At 34.0% G+C, this 18746-nt stretch carries 13 protein-coding genes and 1 tRNA gene; 8 read left to right on the forward strand and 6 right to left on the reverse strand.

Going from position 1 to position 18746, the window contains the following annotated elements; all coding sequences use genetic code 11:
• The 5 genes from IQ05_RS09990 to IQ05_RS10010 all read right to left on the reverse strand — a co-directional run.
• Positions 1–255: ISAon1 family transposase N-terminal region protein (locus IQ05_RS09990; protein WP_144892546.1), on the reverse strand; the 255-nt coding region annotated here is incomplete at its 3' end.
• Positions 256–420: 165 nt separating this feature from the next.
• Positions 421–494, reverse strand: a tRNA-His gene (locus IQ05_RS09995).
• An 86-nt stretch (positions 495–580) separates the two neighbouring features.
• Positions 581–1297 (reverse strand): bacillithiol biosynthesis deacetylase BshB1, encoded by a 717-nt coding sequence (gene bshB1 / locus IQ05_RS10000; RefSeq protein WP_144892549.1) that lies wholly within the window; start codon positions 1295–1297, stop codon positions 581–583.
• Positions 1298–1320: 23 nt separating this feature from the next.
• Complete coding sequence (locus IQ05_RS10005) at positions 1321–2424, reverse strand: chorismate-binding protein (RefSeq protein ID WP_144892551.1); 1104 nt, start codon at positions 2422–2424, stop codon at positions 1321–1323.
• Positions 2424–2861: a PaaI family thioesterase gene (locus IQ05_RS10010; RefSeq protein ID WP_086453826.1), complete on the reverse strand. Its 438-nt coding sequence runs from the start codon at positions 2859–2861 to the stop codon at positions 2424–2426. The genes IQ05_RS10005 and IQ05_RS10010 overlap by 1 nt, the downstream gene beginning before the upstream one ends.
• A 112-nt stretch (positions 2862–2973) precedes the next feature.
• Between IQ05_RS10010 and IQ05_RS10015 the strand changes: the two genes are divergently transcribed.
• The 6 genes from IQ05_RS10015 (at position 2974) to IQ05_RS10040 (ending at position 14720) form a co-directional block, all read left to right on the forward strand.
• Positions 2974–4500 (forward strand): hypothetical protein, encoded by a 1527-nt coding sequence (locus IQ05_RS10015; RefSeq protein WP_144892553.1) that lies wholly within the window; start codon positions 2974–2976, stop codon positions 4498–4500.
• Positions 4501–4663: 163 nt separating this feature from the next.
• Complete coding sequence (locus tag IQ05_RS10020) at positions 4664–6502, forward strand: endonuclease (protein WP_144892555.1); 1839 nt, start codon at positions 4664–4666, stop codon at positions 6500–6502.
• Positions 6503–6887: 385 nt separating this feature from the next.
• Positions 6888–8729 carry an endonuclease gene (locus tag IQ05_RS10025; protein ID WP_144892557.1) on the forward strand — a complete coding sequence of 614 codons (1842 nt, stop codon included), beginning with the start codon at positions 6888–6890 and terminating at the stop codon, positions 8727–8729.
• Between the two features lie 92 nt (positions 8730–8821).
• Positions 8822–12484, forward strand: coding sequence for a phosphoribosylformylglycinamidine synthase (gene purL / locus IQ05_RS10030; protein WP_144892559.1), 3663 nt, complete (start codon positions 8822–8824; stop codon positions 12482–12484).
• Between the two features lie 372 nt (positions 12485–12856).
• Positions 12857–13741, forward strand: a complete 885-nt coding sequence (locus IQ05_RS10035) for a hypothetical protein (protein ID WP_144892560.1) — start codon at positions 12857–12859, stop codon at positions 13739–13741.
• 19 nt (positions 13742–13760) lie between these two features.
• Complete coding sequence (locus IQ05_RS10040) at positions 13761–14720, forward strand: fasciclin domain-containing protein (RefSeq protein WP_144892562.1); 960 nt, start codon at positions 13761–13763, stop codon at positions 14718–14720.
• A 77-nt stretch (positions 14721–14797) separates the two neighbouring features.
• Here IQ05_RS10040 and IQ05_RS10045 read toward each other — a convergent pair whose 3' ends face one another.
• Positions 14798–15721: a LysR family transcriptional regulator gene (locus tag IQ05_RS10045; protein ID WP_144892564.1), complete on the reverse strand. Its 924-nt coding sequence runs from the start codon at positions 15719–15721 to the stop codon at positions 14798–14800.
• A 478-nt stretch (positions 15722–16199) separates the two neighbouring features.
• Here IQ05_RS10045 and IQ05_RS10050 point away from each other — a divergent pair, with 478 nt between their 5' ends.
• Together IQ05_RS10050 and IQ05_RS10055 are read left to right on the forward strand one after the other, a co-directional pair.
• Positions 16200–17975 (forward strand): AMP-dependent synthetase/ligase, encoded by a 1776-nt coding sequence (locus IQ05_RS10050; RefSeq protein ID WP_144892566.1) that lies wholly within the window; start codon positions 16200–16202, stop codon positions 17973–17975.
• A 280-nt stretch (positions 17976–18255) separates the two neighbouring features.
• Positions 18256–18744, forward strand: coding sequence for a MarR family winged helix-turn-helix transcriptional regulator (locus tag IQ05_RS10055; protein ID WP_144892568.1), 489 nt, complete (start codon positions 18256–18258; stop codon positions 18742–18744).
• Positions 18745–18746 lie beyond the last annotated feature (2 nt).

Genomic DNA, 18746 nt, shown 5'->3' on the forward strand with positions numbered 1-18746 from the left:
TTCGTTGAGCCATCTTCGGCGTGTGATATGCAGATAAACTTGATGACCTCGAATGGGAAAGTCTTGAACTGTTATCTGGTCAAAAAAACCTTTTGAGCTTAATTTACTCTCCCGATATTCTTTAGGAATAGAATTGATTTCTTTTAAGTATAGATGAAGTATTTCTTGGTCTTTTTCATAAGAAGTTAACTCAAAATAATCCACAATAATCTCTGGTAACAACAACTTGATAAGTTCTTTAAAAGAATCCTGCATTTCTGTATTTTTTAAAATACAAATAACCGGTTTTTAATATTTCCCCACAACTTTCAGACTTGATCCAGAAAAACACCTTCTATAATCTTTTTAAATCTCACAAAATGTATTTGAATTATAGATACAAAAAAAGCCTCGAATTTCTTCGAGGCTTTTGCTTTTTTGGGTGGATGACCGGGTTCGAACCGGCGACCCTCGGTACCACAAACCGATGCTCTAACCAGCTGAGCTACAACCACCATTTGCTTAGCGGTGGCAAAGATACAACTAAAGTTTACTTTTGCAAACGTTTTTCAAAACTTTTTTTAAAAAATTTGCATCATTTTTAGATCAAATCACCTAAACTATTGACAGCCAAATATCTTTCTACTGTAAAACCTTCAGCATGATCTACGCCCGTGATCCTACCCAAATCCCTAGAACGGTAATTTAAACTTTCTAGGAAGTTTTTACTTGAAATTGGCGACTCCGGTTCTTTAGAATTAGGATCATAAAATTGAGAACTATATGCCAATATAGATGCAACTTTTAAATCTGTAAAACCTGTAATATCTACCACAAAATCCGGAACGATATTTTTCCATTGTATGTAATGATATACCAGTTTTGGGCGCCAAGCCGTTTGTAATTCTCCTTCTAGACTAGTTTCAATTTTAACTAAACCAGATAAAAAACAAGCATCAGATACCAATTTACTTCCTTTAGCATGATCAATATGACGGTCGTCTACAGCATTACATAACACTATTTCAGGTTTGTATTTCCGTATCATTTTTATAATCTCTAATTGGTGTGTTTCGTCATTTACAAAAAAACCATCACGCATCTCCAAGTTTTCTCGTACAGTTACGCCAAGTATTTTTGCTGCAGCTGCCGCTTCTTGATCTCTAATACTTGCAGAGCCACGCGTACCTAACTCTCCACGAGTTAAATCAATAATACCTACTTTTTTACCCAGTGAGATCTCTTTTAAAATAGTTCCTGCACATCCTAACTCTACATCATCTGGATGAGCGCCAAAGGCTAATATGTCTAGTTTCATACTTTTTTGTTATTATTAATTTTCTATGATAATGATTGCAATACTTTTTTCATGGTCATGGATTTATTAACACTTTCCTCCCACTCTTTTTCAGGAAAACTGTCTTTTGTTACACCGCAACCCATGTACAAATGTACTTGTTTTATACTTTGCTTATTTACCATATCCTGTACATTAGCTTTAATTTGCATGCATCTCAAATTAACATATAAATCAGCGTTTTGTTGACCGCTATCCACATCACAATTCAACTCACCTAAAAAACCCGTATAAAATTGCCTGTCGTAATTTTCGTTTTCAAGAATAAATTTTTTGGCACTTTCCTTTGGTAAACCACATACAGCTGGTGTAGGATGTAAAACTTGAATTATCTTTTCAAATGATGTTACTGGTGTAATTGTACCTGAGATATCTGTCCTAATATGCCACAAAGAACCCGCTTGAGTGCCGTAGGGTTTAGACACTGTAACTGCTTCCAACTCGTTCTGCAATTTTGAAACAATAAAATCAGTCACAAATTGCTGTTCCTCAATTTCTTTGTTTTGCCAATAAACAGCTGGAGTACCAACATCTTTTTGAGTTCCTGCCAGCGAAATGGTTTTTAAAACATCCTCTTTTACATTTAGAAGTAATTCTGGAGTAGCACCCAGCCAAGTGCCTATTTTTGGGTGATAAAAACAATAAACAAAAGCGGTAGGATAACTATACACCAATGATTCATAAATCTCAAATACACTTTTATTTTCTAGAGCTATAATTTCATTTCGAGACAATACTACTTTCTCAAACTCCTTATTATTAATAGCTTGAACACCTTTACTAACCAAGCTTACAAATACTTCCTTATCATTACTTTCAAAAAAAGGAAGGTTTTTTTCTTCCTTTTGAATAAATGATTCTTGGTACTTCCATTGGAATTTTTCGGCTTTTTCTTCAGGGATATAGTACGTATTTGCTCCATCAAATGAAGAAATAACGAATCCTTTTTCTTTAAAATCATTAATAGAATATAAAGTATCCTCTTTTTGTAAATAACCCGTAATTTCTTTTTGATTGGGTTTCCGGTACAAAACAAAGGGCAGCTTGTCAAGCAAATGACCTTGTACTTTCTGGATCATTTCCTCCATTACTTATCGGTAGTTTTACGTTTAGGAAGCACCATATTAGTTAATTTACAAAGCGAAATAAGAGCGTTATTTTCATCCGTAATTTTAATTTCCCACAAGTGAATGCTCTTACCACGGTGAATGATGCGGGCTGTTGCGGTAACAATTCCCTCTCTTTTAGCTTTAAGATGATTGGCAGATATTTCAATTCCGCGTACTTCGCTAACATCCGAATTAACATAAATCATAGATGCAGCACTACCTACACTTTCAGCTAATGCTACAGATGCACCTCCATGCAACAATCCCATAGGTTGATGAACGGTAGCATTAACTGGCATGGTAGCTACTAAGAAATCTTCTCCAGCATCCACATACTCAATCTGCAAAGTTTGCATTAAAGTGTTTTTAGAAACATGATTGCAGTAGTTTAAAATTTTCTCTTTATCGAAAGTCATAATTGTTGGTTTAAAAATGTAAAAATAAATAAAGTAACAATAGCAATGCGCAAATACAATTGTTAATATGTTTTACAAAATAGATTTTTGTTATTTTTACAAAAAAATTACCATGCGTTTCAAAATACTTATCCTACTTGGTGTACTAACAATTGCTTTCAGTTCTTGCCGATCTGATTTTGAAACAATACCGAGTACTGGTTATTTAAAATTTTCAAAAGATACCGTTTATCTGGATACTGTTTTTTCAAATATCAGCTCAAGCACCTATATGCTAAAGGTATACAACCGAAGTAAAAATGATATTTCAATACCTACCATAAAACTTGGTAAAGGCTTGAATTCTAAATACCGAATGACAGTAGACGGTTTACAAGGAAACAATGGGAAAATTTTTAGTAATGTTCCCATACTTGCGCGCGACAGCTTATTTATTTTTATAGAAACTACCGCAGCGATTACTGACGTCAGTTCGGATACCTTTTTATACACTGATCAAATTGAATTTGACAGTGGGAGTAATCAACAAAATGTGGCACTCGTTACGCTTGTTCAAGATGCTATCTTTTTATATCCAGAACGCTTTTCTGATGGAACAACTGAAACACTTCCGGTGGGTAACGAAAAAATAAATGGTTTTTACCTCAACGAAAATGATCCTGTACATGGAAACGAATTGGTTTTCACCAAAACAAAACCCTATGTAATTTATGGATACGCGGCAGTGCCTCCAGAGAAGACAGCTATTTTTGAAGCTGGCGCTCGTGTCTATTTTCATGCAAATTCGGGGATTGTAGTAGCCAATAAAGGATCTATTCAAGTCAAAGGAAAACAATCTTTAACACCTAAAATGGAAAACGAAGTTGTTTTTGAAGGTGATAGACTAGAACCCGCATTTGCTGATGTGCCCGGACAATGGGGAACTGTATGGCTTAGCAGCGGCAGTACCAACAACAGTTTTGAAAACTTAACCATAAAAAATGCCAGCATAGGCTTGTTGATTCAAAACAATGACGGATCCACAGTTCAAATTAAGAATACCCAAATTTACAACAGCAGCAACTACGGAATATTGGCGCAGACCGCAAAAATTGAAGGTCAAAACATTGTAATAAATGCAGCAGGACAAGCAACCCTAGCTTGTACTTATGGAGGTAATTACACTTTTACACATAGTACTTTTAACAACAACTGGAATAGTTCACAGCAACAAGCTTTGATTGTAAGCAATTTTATTACTGGTGCTGTTCCAGAGTCAAAAGACCTTACAGGAGCTCAATTTAATAATTGTATTATTTACGGATCATATGCAACTGAAATGACATTGAGTAAAAAAACAACAGCTGCATTTGAATACCAATTTAACAACTGCTTGATTAAGTTTGATAACCGCTCCAGCACTGCTAGTACAAATCCTTTGTATCAATTTGATATAGATCCTTTACATTACAAAGCCATACTACTCAATAAAGACCCTAAATTTTTGAACGTATCAAAAAACAAATTGAATATTGACGATACTTCGGCGGCTTTCGCAAAAGGAAATGCGTCTTTTCTTATAAATCAAGATATTATTGGTAATACGAGAACACTTCCGCCGGATTTAGGTGCATTTCAAAACAAAGTTTTCCCCAAATAAAATATTACAAGTCAAACACATACGCTTTTTACTGCTCTGAAAAAATAAAGTTTATTTGAATTAAAGATTTGGAAACCTACATTTAAGAAATAAGTAGTAGTTTTGGGCGATTTATAAAACCAAAAACAAATCAAATTTAATTCAACTAACTTTAAATCAGATTATGAAACAAATTTACTCTTTGTTCTTTTTATTATTTTTTACTGCTGTTTTTGCACAAGCACCTGCAGGATACTACAGTACCGCTACAGGATCAGGATACACCCTCAAAACACAATTGTACAATATCATAAAAGGGCATACCACATTATCATACGGGGACTTATATGTAACTTATTCTACATCTGACATAGATAATTTTTTTGAAAAAGATGGAACGGTATTAGACATGTACTCCGAAAACCCTGCAGGAACTGACCCTTATACATATAGCATCGCATCAACACAAAGATGTGGAAATTACGTAAAAGAAGGAGATTGCTATAACAGAGAACATATTATACCACAATCGGTATTCAACGAACAGTCGCCTATGGTATCTGATGCACACTTTATTACTCCAACAGATGGAAAAGTAAATGGTCTACGTTCCAATTATCCTCATGCTAATGTTGCAGTTGCTTCAGAAACAACTTTGAATGGAAGTAAACTAGGAGCTAGTACAACTGCAGGATATAGTGGACCTGTTTTTGAACCTATTGATGAATTTAAAGGTGATATTGCCCGTATGTATTTCTATTTTGCAACGCGTTATGAAAACACTGTTGCTGGTTATAGTTACGCTATGTTTAATAACTCAACTGGAAAAGTATTCACAGATGCCTTTTTAGCACAACTTATTTCTTGGCACAATCTAGATCCAGTAAGTCCACGCGAAATAGAAAGAAACAATGCCATTTATGCACGTCAAAATAATCGAAATCCTTACATAGATAATCCAAATTATGTTGCTGCTGTTTGGACTACAGAACCTGCAGATACAGAAGCTCCATCAGTAGTTACAAACTTAACGGTTAGTAACACTACTGCTAATACAATGACACTTACATGGAACGCTGCTACTGATAATGTTGCTGTAACTGGATATGATATTTATATGAACGGAACGTTAAAGTCAAGTCAAACTGGATTAACAACTACAGTAACGGGCTTATTACCATCAACTGGTTATATCTTTTACATCATAGCAAGAGATGATGCTAGAAACTCATCTGCGGCAAGTGGATCAGTAACAGGAACAACTACTGCTGCGCCAACAGGCGGTGCTGGAGCAATAGAACTATTCTTTTCTGAGTACGTTGAAGGAAGTAGTTTTAACAAAGCATTAGAAATTGCCAACTTTACTGGAGCTGCTGTAGATTTAACTGGATATTCCATTAAAAAACAATCTAATGGTGCTGGAGCATGGACAACAGGATTAAATTTAACTGGGACATTAAACTCCGGTGCAGTATTTGTTTTAGTTGATCCACAAATGGCAACAACATGTTATCCAGTAGCTAATGCCAATTTATCATCAGCCCAAGAGGCATTTAATGGCAATGACCCAATGGGATTGTTCAAAAACGGTGTATTGATTGATATTATTGGAACTTTCAATGGAGGAACAGCTAATTTTGCTGCTGATGTTACCTTACGTAGAAAACCAAGCATCACTGCTCCAAATACAACTTTTGATAAAACTGCAGAGTGGGATTCATTTGCAAACAATACTTGCGATGGAATAGGTACTCATACAGTTACAACATTATCTAGCGAAGATTTTGAAAGCAACGGAATTTTGCTTTATCCAAACCCTTCAAATGGTTCTGTAAAGATTAATTTCCCAAGTGAAAACGAAAAATATTCTGTTCAAGTGTATTCAATTATAGGACAAAAAGTATTTGAAGAAAACTTTAACAATAGTAACACAGCAATTTTAAATGGGCTTGAAAGAGGAATTTACATTGTTAAAATTACTTCTTCAAGCAAAACATTTACAAAAAAATTGATTGTAAATTAAGAGCAATCTAGAAGATACCAAGCGGCACTGAGTGCCGCTTTTTTTATATCCATATTTTTTAATTTAACAAGAATTAAAGTACTACTATAATATCGTATAAGATTTAAAAATAGAGGATGTAAGAAATATTCTTTTAGAATGAATTCTAAAAAAAATTTATAAAATATGCTAGCGGATTAAAAATACAAAATTCGCACATTAAAGTAAGAATGATTTTACTTTTGATAATTTTAAACCCTATTATATAACAAAATGCTATATATCTTTACAATTTCATAACATTAAAGCTATTTAAAATTATAAATTTGCACCGTCTTAAAACCCTCATAAACAACTTGTAAGGTATTTAAAACAAACACAAAGCAAACTAATTTAAAAGGCAATTATGAAACACATCTACACTGCATTATTATTTTTATTCTTATCTGTTGCATCAGCACAAGCACCAAGCGGCTATTACAGTACAGCAACGGGAACCGGATACACTTTAAAAACCCAACTATACAATGTAATAAAAGGCCATACTGATCAAGGGTACGCCGGATTATGGACTACTTATGCAACATCGGATAGGGACCATCAAAATGAAAATGACAACACTATTTTCGACTTGTATTCTGAGAATCAAAATGGAACTGATCCATATACATTTACCCTTACAACAGGGCAATGTGGTACCTACGCTGTAGAGGGCGACTGCTACAATAGAGAACACATGATTCCGCAATCAGTATTTAACTCGGCAGCACCTATGGTATCTGATGCCCATTTTATTCCGCCAACTGATGGAAAAGTAAACGGTTTACGATCTAATTTCCCGCACGGAAATGTGGCAACAGCTTCAACAACTACTTTAAATGGAAGTAAATTAGGCACAAGTGCTGTTTCTGGATATACTGGAACTGTTTTTGAACCTGCAGCGGCTTTCAAAGGCGATATAGCTCGTATGTATTTTTATTTTGCTACACGTTATGAAAATACGGTAGCTGGCTATCCTTTTGCTATGTTTGATGGGAGCAGCAACCAGGTATTTACTACTGCCTTTTTAAACTTACTCCTTTCTTGGCATACAAATGATCCCGTAAGTGCCAGAGAAATAGAACGAAACAATGCTATTTATGCACGACAAGGTAATAGAAATCCTTTTATTGACAATCCATCTTATGTAGCAGCTATTTGGGGTGGAACTACAGGCGGCGGAACTACAGATACTACTGCGCCTAGTACACCATTAAACCTAATCTCTTCAAGTAAAACGACTACCTCTGTTACTCTAGCTTGGTCAGCCGCAACAGATAATATTGGTGTTACAGGATATAATGTATATGTAAACAACGTACTAAGAACTACAGTTACTACCTTAAATACAGCTGTAACAGGATTGACTGCAGCTACTAGTTATGCCTTTACTGTAAGAGCAAAAGATGCAGCAGGAAATCTTTCTGGTGTGAGTAATACAGTGACTGTGGTAACTAATTCGAACAACACCGCAACTGATTTACTTTTCTCTGAATACATTGAAGGTTCTTCAAACAACAAAGCCTTAGAGATTTCAAATGCAACAGGTACATCAGTAAATTTGTCAATCTATAGTATCAAGAGACAAACCAATGGAGCTGGAGCGTGGAGCACAGGTTTAACTTTATCTGGAACCCTAGTAAATGGAGCAAAATATACTATTGTGAATAGTTTAATGGCTTCTAGTTGCTATGCTACAAGTTCAGCGAACTTGTCTACTTCGGCAACCGAGATGACTTTTAACGGAAATGACGCTGTTGGTTTGTTTAAAAACGGGGTTCTTATTGACATTATTGGAACTTTTAATGGTGGAACTGCCAATTTCTCTATAGATGAAACCATCCGCAGAAAAACTACCGTAACTGCACCTTCAACTACTTTTAATAAAGCCACACAATGGGATGTATTTGCATTAGACACTTGCTCCAACTTAGGAAGTAAAACTGCGAGTAAAACTCCAAAAAATAGTATAAATACAGCAACAAATACGGTAGAGATTTATCCGAATCCATCTCGAGGAACGTTTAATATTACCAATGCTAATACTACTTATTCAATTGCGATTTATTCCATCCTTGGTCAAAAAATTTACAGTTTGGAAAACACCACTCAATCTGAAATAACGATCCCGAATAGCACACCAGGAACTTATCTCGTAAGATTACAAATTGACTCAAACGAGATTGTAAAAAAACTCATTATTCAATAATACTAAAAGCGGCAAAATTGCCGCTTTTTTTATGCTTAGAATTTAATCTTAATTGCTTAAATTTGTACCGCAATACAACAAACTACACAACAATGATTCATTTCTTTGAAAACCAAAGTAAAACCGTTTTTGCAGTACAAACGCAAAACGAAATCTCAGCTCAAGACATTTCAAAACTCAATTGGCTTTTTGCCGACGCACATATCCTAGAAAAATCCGTACTTACGGATTTTTTTGTTGGACCACGTGCCTCTATGGTTACGCCATGGAGTACCAATGCTGTAGAAATAACCCAAAATATGGGGATTTCTGGAATTATTAGAATTGAAGAATTCGAAAAAGTAGCTGCCGATTTCAATGATTTTGATCCGATGTTACTTCAAAAATACACGGAATTACATCAAGACATTTTTACGATAAATATTGAACCTGAAGCCATTTTAGAAATTGATGATATTGATGCTTACAACAAACAAGAAGGTTTAGCTTTAAGTTTAGAAGAAGTAGAATATCTAGATAATTTAGCTACTAAACTAGAAAGAAAACTTACGGATTCTGAAATTTTTGCTTTCTCACAAGCCAATTCAGAACATTGTCGTCATAAAATTTTTAATGGAACTTTTGTGGTTGATGGAGAAGAAAAACCAACTTCCCTATTTAAGTTAATCAAAAAAACATCTCTAGAAAACCCTAACGATATCGTTTCGGCATATAAAGATAACGTCGCTTTTGTTAAAGGACCGAAAGTAACTCAATTCGCACCAAAAAGCGCAGACAAACCTGATTTTTACGAAGAAAAAGAATTTGATTCTGTACTTTCTTTAAAAGCAGAAACGCACAATTTTCCAACAACAGTTGAGCCTTTCAACGGAGCTGCAACAGGTTCTGGAGGAGAAATTCGTGACCGATTGGCTGGCGGACAAGGTTCATTACCCTTAGCAGGAACCGCTGTTTATATGACTTCTTATTCAAGATTAACAAACAATCGCAAGTATGAAGGCGCCATGGAAGAACGTCCTTGGTTGTATCAAACGCCAATGGATATTTTAATTAAAGCCTCAAATGGAGCTTCGGATTTCGGAAATAAATTTGGGCAACCGCTAATTACTGGTTCGGTTTTAACTTTCGAACACGAAGAAGAAAATCGCAAAATTGGTTACGATAAAGTAATCATGCAAGCGGGTGGAATTGGTTACGGAAAATTAGATCAAGCGATTAAAAAGAAACCACAAGAAGGCGATAAAATTGTCATTCTTGGTGGAGAAAATTATAGAATTGGAATGGGTGGAGCTGCTGTTTCCTCAGCAGATACAGGAGCTTTTGGTTCAGGAATTGAATTAAATGCCATCCAACGTTCTAATCCAGAAATGCAAAAACGTGCCGCAAATGCTATTCGTGGTTTAGTGGAAAGTGATCACAATCCAATTGTTTCAATTCACGATCATGGTGCGGGTGGACATTTAAATTGTTTGTCAGAATTAGTCGAAGAAACAGGTGGATTAATTGATTTAGATAAATTACCAGTTGGAGATCCAACACTTTCCGCTAAAGAAATCATCGGAAATGAATCTCAAGAAAGAATGGGATTAGTAATTGGTGCGAAAGACATGGACATCTTACAACTAATTGCAGATAGAGAACGTTCTCCAATGTATGAAGTTGGTGTAGTTACTAATGACCACAGATTTACATTCGAATCGAAATCTACAGGTTTAAAACCTATGGATTATTCTTTGGAAGACTTTTTCGGAAGTTCACCAAAAACAATTATGAATGACAAAACAATTGCTAGAAATTACAGCAATTCAGAATATAACTCAAAAGAAATCCCAACCTATTTAGAGCAAGTTTTACAACTTGAAGCTGTGGCTTGTAAAGATTGGTTAACGAACAAAGTCGACCGCTGTGTAGGTGGAAAAGTGGCCAAACAACAATGTGCTGGACCGTTACAATTGCCTTTAAACAATGTAGGTGTAATGGCTTTAGATTTCAAAGGAAAAGAAGGAATTGCGACTTCAATTGGCCACGCTCCTATTTCGTCTTTAATTGATCCAGTTGCTGGTACAAGAAATGCTATTGCTGAGTCACTTTCTAATTTAGTTTGGGCGCCATTGAAAGACGGTTTAGATTCTGTTTCCTTATCGGCAAACTGGATGTGGGCTTGTAAAAACGAAGGTGAAGATGCTCGTTTATATGAAGCGGTTCAAGCTTGTTCAGATTTCGCTATCGAATTAGGAATCAACATTCCAACAGGAAAGGATTCGCTTTCGATGAAACAAAAATATCCGAATGATGAAGTAATTGCACCAGGAACAGTGATTATTTCTGCTGCTGGAAATTGTTCAAACATTACTAAGGTTGTAGAACCTGTTTTACAACGAAATGATGGGAACATTTACTACTTAAACTTATCGCAAGATAGTTTTAAATTAGGAGGTTCTTCATTTAATCAAACGCAAAATAAAATTGGAAATGAAACGCCAACTATCAAAAATGCGGCTTTCTTCAAAAATGCATTTAATACGTTACAAGATTTAATCAAAGAAAGAAAAATCAAAGCCGGGCATGATATCGGAAGTGGTGGTTTAATCACAACTTTATTAGAAATGTGTTTTGCTGATGTGAATTTAGGTGCGAATTTCGACTTAACTGCTATCAATGAAATCGATTCTACTAAATTATTGTTTTCAGAAAATATTGCGGTTGTTTTCCAAGCGGATGCTGAAGTAGAAGCAATATTTAAAGCCAATGGCGTTGAAATTTTCAATATTGGAACGGTAACGAATTCGGATACAATTTCTATTGTAAATCATGAAGATTCCTTTGAATTTTCTTCAAAAAAATATAGAGAAATTTGGTTTGAAACCTCTTTCTTATTAGATCAAAAACAAACTAAAAATGGTAAATCGTTAGAGCGCTATGAAAATTTCGCCAATCAGCCTTTAACGTTTACTTTCCCATCTCATTTTGATGGAAAATTACCAGTAGTTTCAAACATAAACCGACCAAAAGCGGCGATTATTCGTGAAAAAGGAAGTAATTCTGAGCGCGAAATGGCAAATGCTATGTATTTAGCAGGTTTTGATGTTAAAGACGTTCACATGACGGATTTAATTTCGGGAAGAGAAACTTTAGAAGACATTCAATTTATTGGAGCGGTTGGTGGATTCTCTAATTCAGATGTTTTAGGATCAGCAAAAGGCTGGGCTGGAGCGTTTTTATACAATGAAAAAGCGAATACGGCCTTAAAAAACTTCTTTAAAAGAGAAAACACACTTTCTGTTGGTATTTGTAATGGTTGTCAGTTGATGATGGAACTTGAATTAATCAATCCAGAACATGAAATACATGGAAAGATGAAACACAACGATTCACATAAACATGAAAGCGGCTTTACCTCAGTAAAAATTCAGAAAAACAATTCGGTAATGCTTTCTACTTTAGAAGGAGCTACTTTAGGGGTTTGGATTTCTCATGGTGAAGGAAAATTCAATTTGCCATTAGCAGAAGAAAATTATAACATCGTTGCCAAATATGGTTATGAAGATTATCCAGCTAATCCAAATGGATCGGAATACAACACGGCCATGATGTGCGACACAACAGGAAGACATTTAGTAATGATGCCACATATTGAACGTTCTACTTTCCCTTGGAACTGGGCTAATTATCCAGAAAGAAGTGTGAAAGACGAAGTGTCGCCTTGGTTAGAAGCGTTTGTAAATGCTAGAACTTGGATAGAAAATAAAAAATAAGGTATATTATTTTAGTGAAACTAACTTTTTAAAAGGCGCTTTTTTACAAAAGCGCCTTTTTTTATATAGTACTTTGATGTTACTCAGTATTTTATGCGGTAAATAGTAATGAATGTGAATTAAACTTGGGTTAATACAGTATTTCATGGAATTTAATTACTAATAATAATACCCTACAGCATTTATTTAAAATAAATAAAAATTAAGAAAGAGACTTTACAATGAGGTGTGTAATTCTTAATTTAGCAAATATAACTCATTGAAAAATGGATACTTATAAATAAATTGATTTTTTTTCAAAAAAAATAAAACCAAAAGAGAAGTATCTCCGTAAATGACAAAAACAAAGTTAAATAATAAACAACAACCATTATGATTAAAAAACAAATAGTACTATTACTTGCAGTAACTACACTAGGATGTGTTACCACTGCATTTTCACAAAGCCCAATTAGCGGTTTTATGCAAGGAAAAGGAAAGGGAAATGTTGCGCTTTCTTATAGTTTTGAGAAATATGATAATGTTTTTCTTGTTCCACAAGAAGTTGAGAGCGTTCCTGTTTTTAATGACGTAAAAATTACTAGCGCATCTATTTATGGTGTTTACGGAATCTCGGATCAAGTTGATGTTGTAATGGTTTTACCATACATAACAGCAACTGGTAATGCATCACAAGAAGTATTGACAAACAATAACTTTGAAAATGAGAGAAAAGGTCTTCAAGATGTTTCAGTTTTTGTAAAGTACAGTCCGTTTTATTTTGATTTCGGAAAATCATCGCTACGTCTTATAGGAGCTTTGGGACTTAAAACACCGCTAGGAGATTACAACGTTAATGAGGGATTACAATCCATCATCGCTATTGGAAACCGTTCTACAACATTTAGTACAACCGGTATGGCCATGTATAAAATGAATTCGGGAGTTTTTGCATCCGCACAATTTGCTGGAAACTTTGCTTCTAATGAAGTTCCAAATTCTTACTCAAGTGAAGTAAAATTAGGATATGCAGCATCTTTATTCTACGCTGATGCTTTTATTGCCAACCAAACATCTACAAGTGGTGTTGATATTCTTGGAGAAGGATTCACTGGTTTTTTCCCAAGTACACAAGTAAATTATACTAAAATAGGATTGAATCTTTACACCCCGATTACAAAAGAAGTAGGTATTTCAGCAGGTGCAAGCACTGTAATTGAAGGTAGAAACGTTGGTAAAGCAACTGGTTTATACGGTGGTTTAGTATACAAATTTTAATAAAAAAACAGTCAACAAAATGAAAAACGTAAACATAAAAAGCGTAGTAGTAGCGCTATCATTACTAGCTACATTGTCATCATGTGAGAATGATTACCAAGATGAGAAACCAAGTATTGCAGCAATTGCAGTAGCAAATGCAAATTTTAGTACTCTAGAAGGAGCTGCTATTCAAGGTGGAGTTGCTGGTGTATTGAGTAACAGTAACCCAAACGATCCATCAGGAAAATATACAGTTTTTGCACCAACAAATGATGCTTTCGCAAAATTAGGACTTGTAAATAGCGGAAGCCTTGGGGTTTTGCAAAACAGTTTTTTAACGAATACTTTATTATACCACGTTTCTAACGGAAGTTTAATGGCAAACCAAATTATGGCTGGAGGAACATCTGCATCTGCATTAAGCATAAACAGACGTTTTATTAGTAGAGGAAGTGATTTGTATATTAACGGATCAAAAATAATTCTTACAGATGTAGCAGCAAGTAACGGAACAGTTCACGCTATAGATAAAGTAATGATTGCTACCGGAGTAAACATTGTAGACTCAGCAATATTACTTAAAGATTCTAAAGTTTTTAAATCACCAGAACTTACATTTCTAGTCCAAGCAGTTATTTCATCTGGATTAGCACCTACATTATCAAATCCAGCAAACAATTTCACTATTTATGCGCCAACAGATGCTGCATTTAAAGCTGCTGGTTTTGCAACGATTCAAGATGTAGCTAACGCTCCTCAAGCAGTTTTACAACAAGTTCTATTAAACCATGCTATTAGCGGTGGTAAATTTACTTCTGAGCAAACTGCAACAACAGCTACAACAGCTGGTGGTGGTACTTTAACATACAGCCCGTTCTTAAATGGAGTATTTACAGTTAAAAGTAATGGGAATACTATTCCTGCTAACATGGTTATTCCTGATATCCAATGTAGTAATGGTGTGGTACATATCATTGATAGAGTTTTACTACCATAAAAATTCAGAAAAAATTATAAAAAAATAGTTTTACTTAATGGTAAGACTATTTTTTTTGGCTGTAGCCAAAAAAAGATTCAATATCCTTCAGACCAATTGAATTTTTCTTCAATAATAGTTGCTTTTTCTTGAGCCAAATGTGCTAAGAATGCAGCCGCAACAGGCGCGTGTTTTTTACCTTTTAACCAAATAATACTCCACGTTGTGGTAATAGGTAATCCTTTGAAAGGAATAATCTGAAGCTCTTTATTAGCCAATTCATTTTTTATTCCAATAAGTGGCATTATTGAACATCCTAGTCCTGCAATTACAGCTTGTTTTACCGCTTCATTTGAGGTTAATTCCATTTTTTTGGGAATTGTTACAGCATTTTTATTTATAAAATTTTCCATTAATTGGCGTGTACCTGATCCTTTTTCTCTAAATATAAGAGGGACATTATTAAAAATAGTATCCTGATTTTGAAGGTTTGCTTTGTCTAAATTTGAATTTGCAACGAGATATAATTTATTTTGCAAAAGATCCAATCGTTCCACATTCATATTAGTAGGCAACACCGATACCAAAGCAAAATCTATTTCATTCTTTTCAAGACTACTCAAAACTTTACTTTTATTGGTTACATCCATTTGTAGTTCAATACTAGAATGCAGTTTCATGAAATGAGACAAAAAATAAGGCATAACATATTTACCGGTAGACACAACTGACACTTTCAATCTACCACTCAATTGCCCCTTGAAGGCCATCGTTTTGTAGTTTATCGTCTCCACTTGGTTGATTATATTTTGAGCTACATCAGCAATTTCCTGACCAAAATCACTGATATACAAACGTCTACCAACCACTTCTGTTAGCGGAATATCAAACTGATCTTGGAAGTTTTTTAATTGTATAGATACAGCGGGTTGTGTAAGATGCAACTCCTCGGCTGCTTTAGTAACACTTTTGGTTTGAACTACTTTAAGAAATATTTGAAGTTGATGGAGTGTGTAGTTCATATATATAATTTATAGTAATCATTACAAATATAAATAAAAATTAATGTATCCCATCTATTATCTTAGCTCTAAATTTAATTAAGAAACATTTCTATTAGGAATTAGTACTTCAATAAAGTTAAATTAAACTGTAGTAGTTCGTTTTCTGATATTTTGAATTAGTACCCAAATACAGCAACGCCATTATTTTTGTTTGAATTATATTCGCTTAATTACTTCTCCAATGATAATTAAGCGAAATAATTCCTTTAGTAAGAAACTACTATGAAAAACCACTTTTTTTTTAATACTTACATTTAATATCAAAAAGATATAACCACTATTTTTATGCATTTAAAACAAATAAACAAAGTAGTAGAAAACTTGAATATCTAAGTTGAAAACACCAATAAATATTAATTTTCACTATAAAATTTCTAATTATAAAAATTAATCACTAATTTTTTTTTAATTTGCAATTCAAACCAATATTTCCATAATGATAAATATCACCCGCCTCTTTGATTTCCCTTACTACCAACAAGAAAAATATACATCTATTCCGGATGCGTTGGTTACCAAACAAAATGGAGAATGGATTAAAACCTCTACGCAAGAATACATTGCTAATGCCAATGCTATATCTCGTGCATTGATCAAACTAGGAGTTCAAAAAAATGATAAAATTGCTATCATATCCACTAATAATAGAACTGAATGGAATGTAATGGATATTGGTGTATTACAAACAGGTGCACAAACTGTGCCTATTTATCCAACTATTGCCGAGGATGATTACGAATACATTTTAAATCACTCTGAATCTATTTATTGTTTTGTATCAGATACCGAAGTGTTACGAAAATTACGTTTGGTTCAAAAAAATGTTCCAACTTTAAGAGGGATTTACTCTTTTAATGAAATAGAAGGATGTACAAACTGGAAGGAATTACTAGTTCTAGGTCAGGATATGAGTCATCAAGATACAGTAGAGCAACGCAAAAATGATGTAAAATCAGAGGATTTAGCTACTATTATTTACACTTCTGGGACAACAGGAAGACCAAAAGGAGTAATGTTATCGCACCAAAATATAGTTTCTAATGTTTTAGACAGCGCCAAAAGAATTCCTTTTGAAGCAGGAAAAAGTAGAGCGTTGAGCTTCTTGCCTATTTGCCACATTTTTGAACGCATGATTCTCTATTTATACCAATATTATGGTGTTTCCATCTATTTTGGAGAATCAATTGAGCGAATTAGTGACAACATTAAAGAAGTACAACCTACTGTAATTACTGCTGTTCCTAGACTTCTTGAAAAAGTATATGATAAAATATATGCTAAAGGAACGGAGCTTACTGGAATAAAGAAAAAACTTTTTTTCTGGGCAATCGATTTAGGTCTTGTATATGAGCCTTATGGCAAAAACGGATTTTGGTATGAGTTCCAACTTAAAATTGCACGAAAACTAATTTTTAGCAAATGGAAAGAAGGTTTAGGCGGAAAATTAGACTTGATGGTATCTGGAAGTGCTGCTTTGCAACCTAGATTAGCCAGAATATTTGCTGCTGCAGAAATTCCTGTTATGGAAGGATACGGACTGACGGAAACTTCTCCTGTTATTTCTGTAAACGATCTTAGAAACAAAGGTTTTAGAGTAGGTACAGTTGGAAAAGTGATTGATAACGTATCTGTAGTAATTGCCGAAGATGGTGAAATTCTTTGTAAAGGACCCAATGTAATGATGGGATATTACAAAGACCCACAATTAACCAGTGAGGTTATTACAGATAATTACTTTCATACAGGTGACATAGGAGAATTTGACAAAGAAGGATTCTTGAAGATAACAGATCGTAAAAAAGAAATGTTTAAAACCTCAGGAGGTAAATATATTGCTCCGCAACTAATTGAAAATACCATGAAACAATCTCGCTTTATTGAGCAAATCATGGTTATAGGTGATGGACAAAAAATGCCTGGAGCCTTCATTCAACCTAGTTTTGAATTTATTAAAGAATGGGCTTTAATTCATAAAATTGAATTAGGTAGCAGCAATGAAGCTATTGTAGCCAATGAAAAAGTAATAGAACGCATTCAGCAAGAAGTTGATACTTTGAATGAAAAATTTGGAAATTGGGAAAAAATAAAACGTTTTGAACTTACGCCAAATATATGGTCTATAGAAGGAGGAGAACTCACTCCTACTCTAAAATTAAAACGAAAAATAGTTTTACAAAAATATGCTGACTTATTTAATAAAATTTACAATTAATATAATGTCTTAAAACCTTCTCAAGGATTTTAAATTAAAATATAATGTTATCCATTATCAGCCATAAGTTTTACTTGTGGCTTTTTTTTTGGTCTAAAAATATGGCTTTGTCTGGTTATAACAACATATGGACTACAACCCACCACAAGATACTTTACCTTATAAAGTTCTCATATTCAAGAATGTTTTTTTATATTTAATAAATTTTTAATAAAAAAAACACTTTTATTATGCGTGCATAGTATTTTTTTTATTATATTTGAAATCGATATAGTTTCCCATGAAAGATAAAACAATAGATTACATATTAAGAGCAACATGGCAAGCAGTCGCCAGAATGTATAACGAAGAAGCATCAAAATATGATGCTAGTATGGCAACAGGATTTGCTTTGTTGAGTATCGATAAAGAAGGTGGAACTCCATCAACTTCTTTAGGACCTAAAATGGGAATGGAAGCCACAAGCTTGACAAGAACTCTTAAATCAATGGAGGAAAAAGGATTGATTATTCGAAAGAAAAATCCTGAAGATGGTCGTGGAGTATTGATTTATTTGACAGAATTTGGAAAAGAAAAAAGAGAACTTTCAAAAAATACAGTGCTAAAATTTAATGATGCTGTACGCAAATCAATTTCTGAAGAAAAACTACAACATTTTGTTGAAGTTGCGGATGTTATTAACGAATTAATTGTAGAAAAGAATATTTTTAACAACACCCACACGCTTGATATACCTGTTGAAAAATTAGAAACTAAGGAAACCGTTTAATT

This window comes from Flavobacterium tiangeerense, assembly GCF_007830355.1.
GTDB lineage: Bacteria > Bacteroidota > Bacteroidia > Flavobacteriales > Flavobacteriaceae > Flavobacterium > Flavobacterium tiangeerense.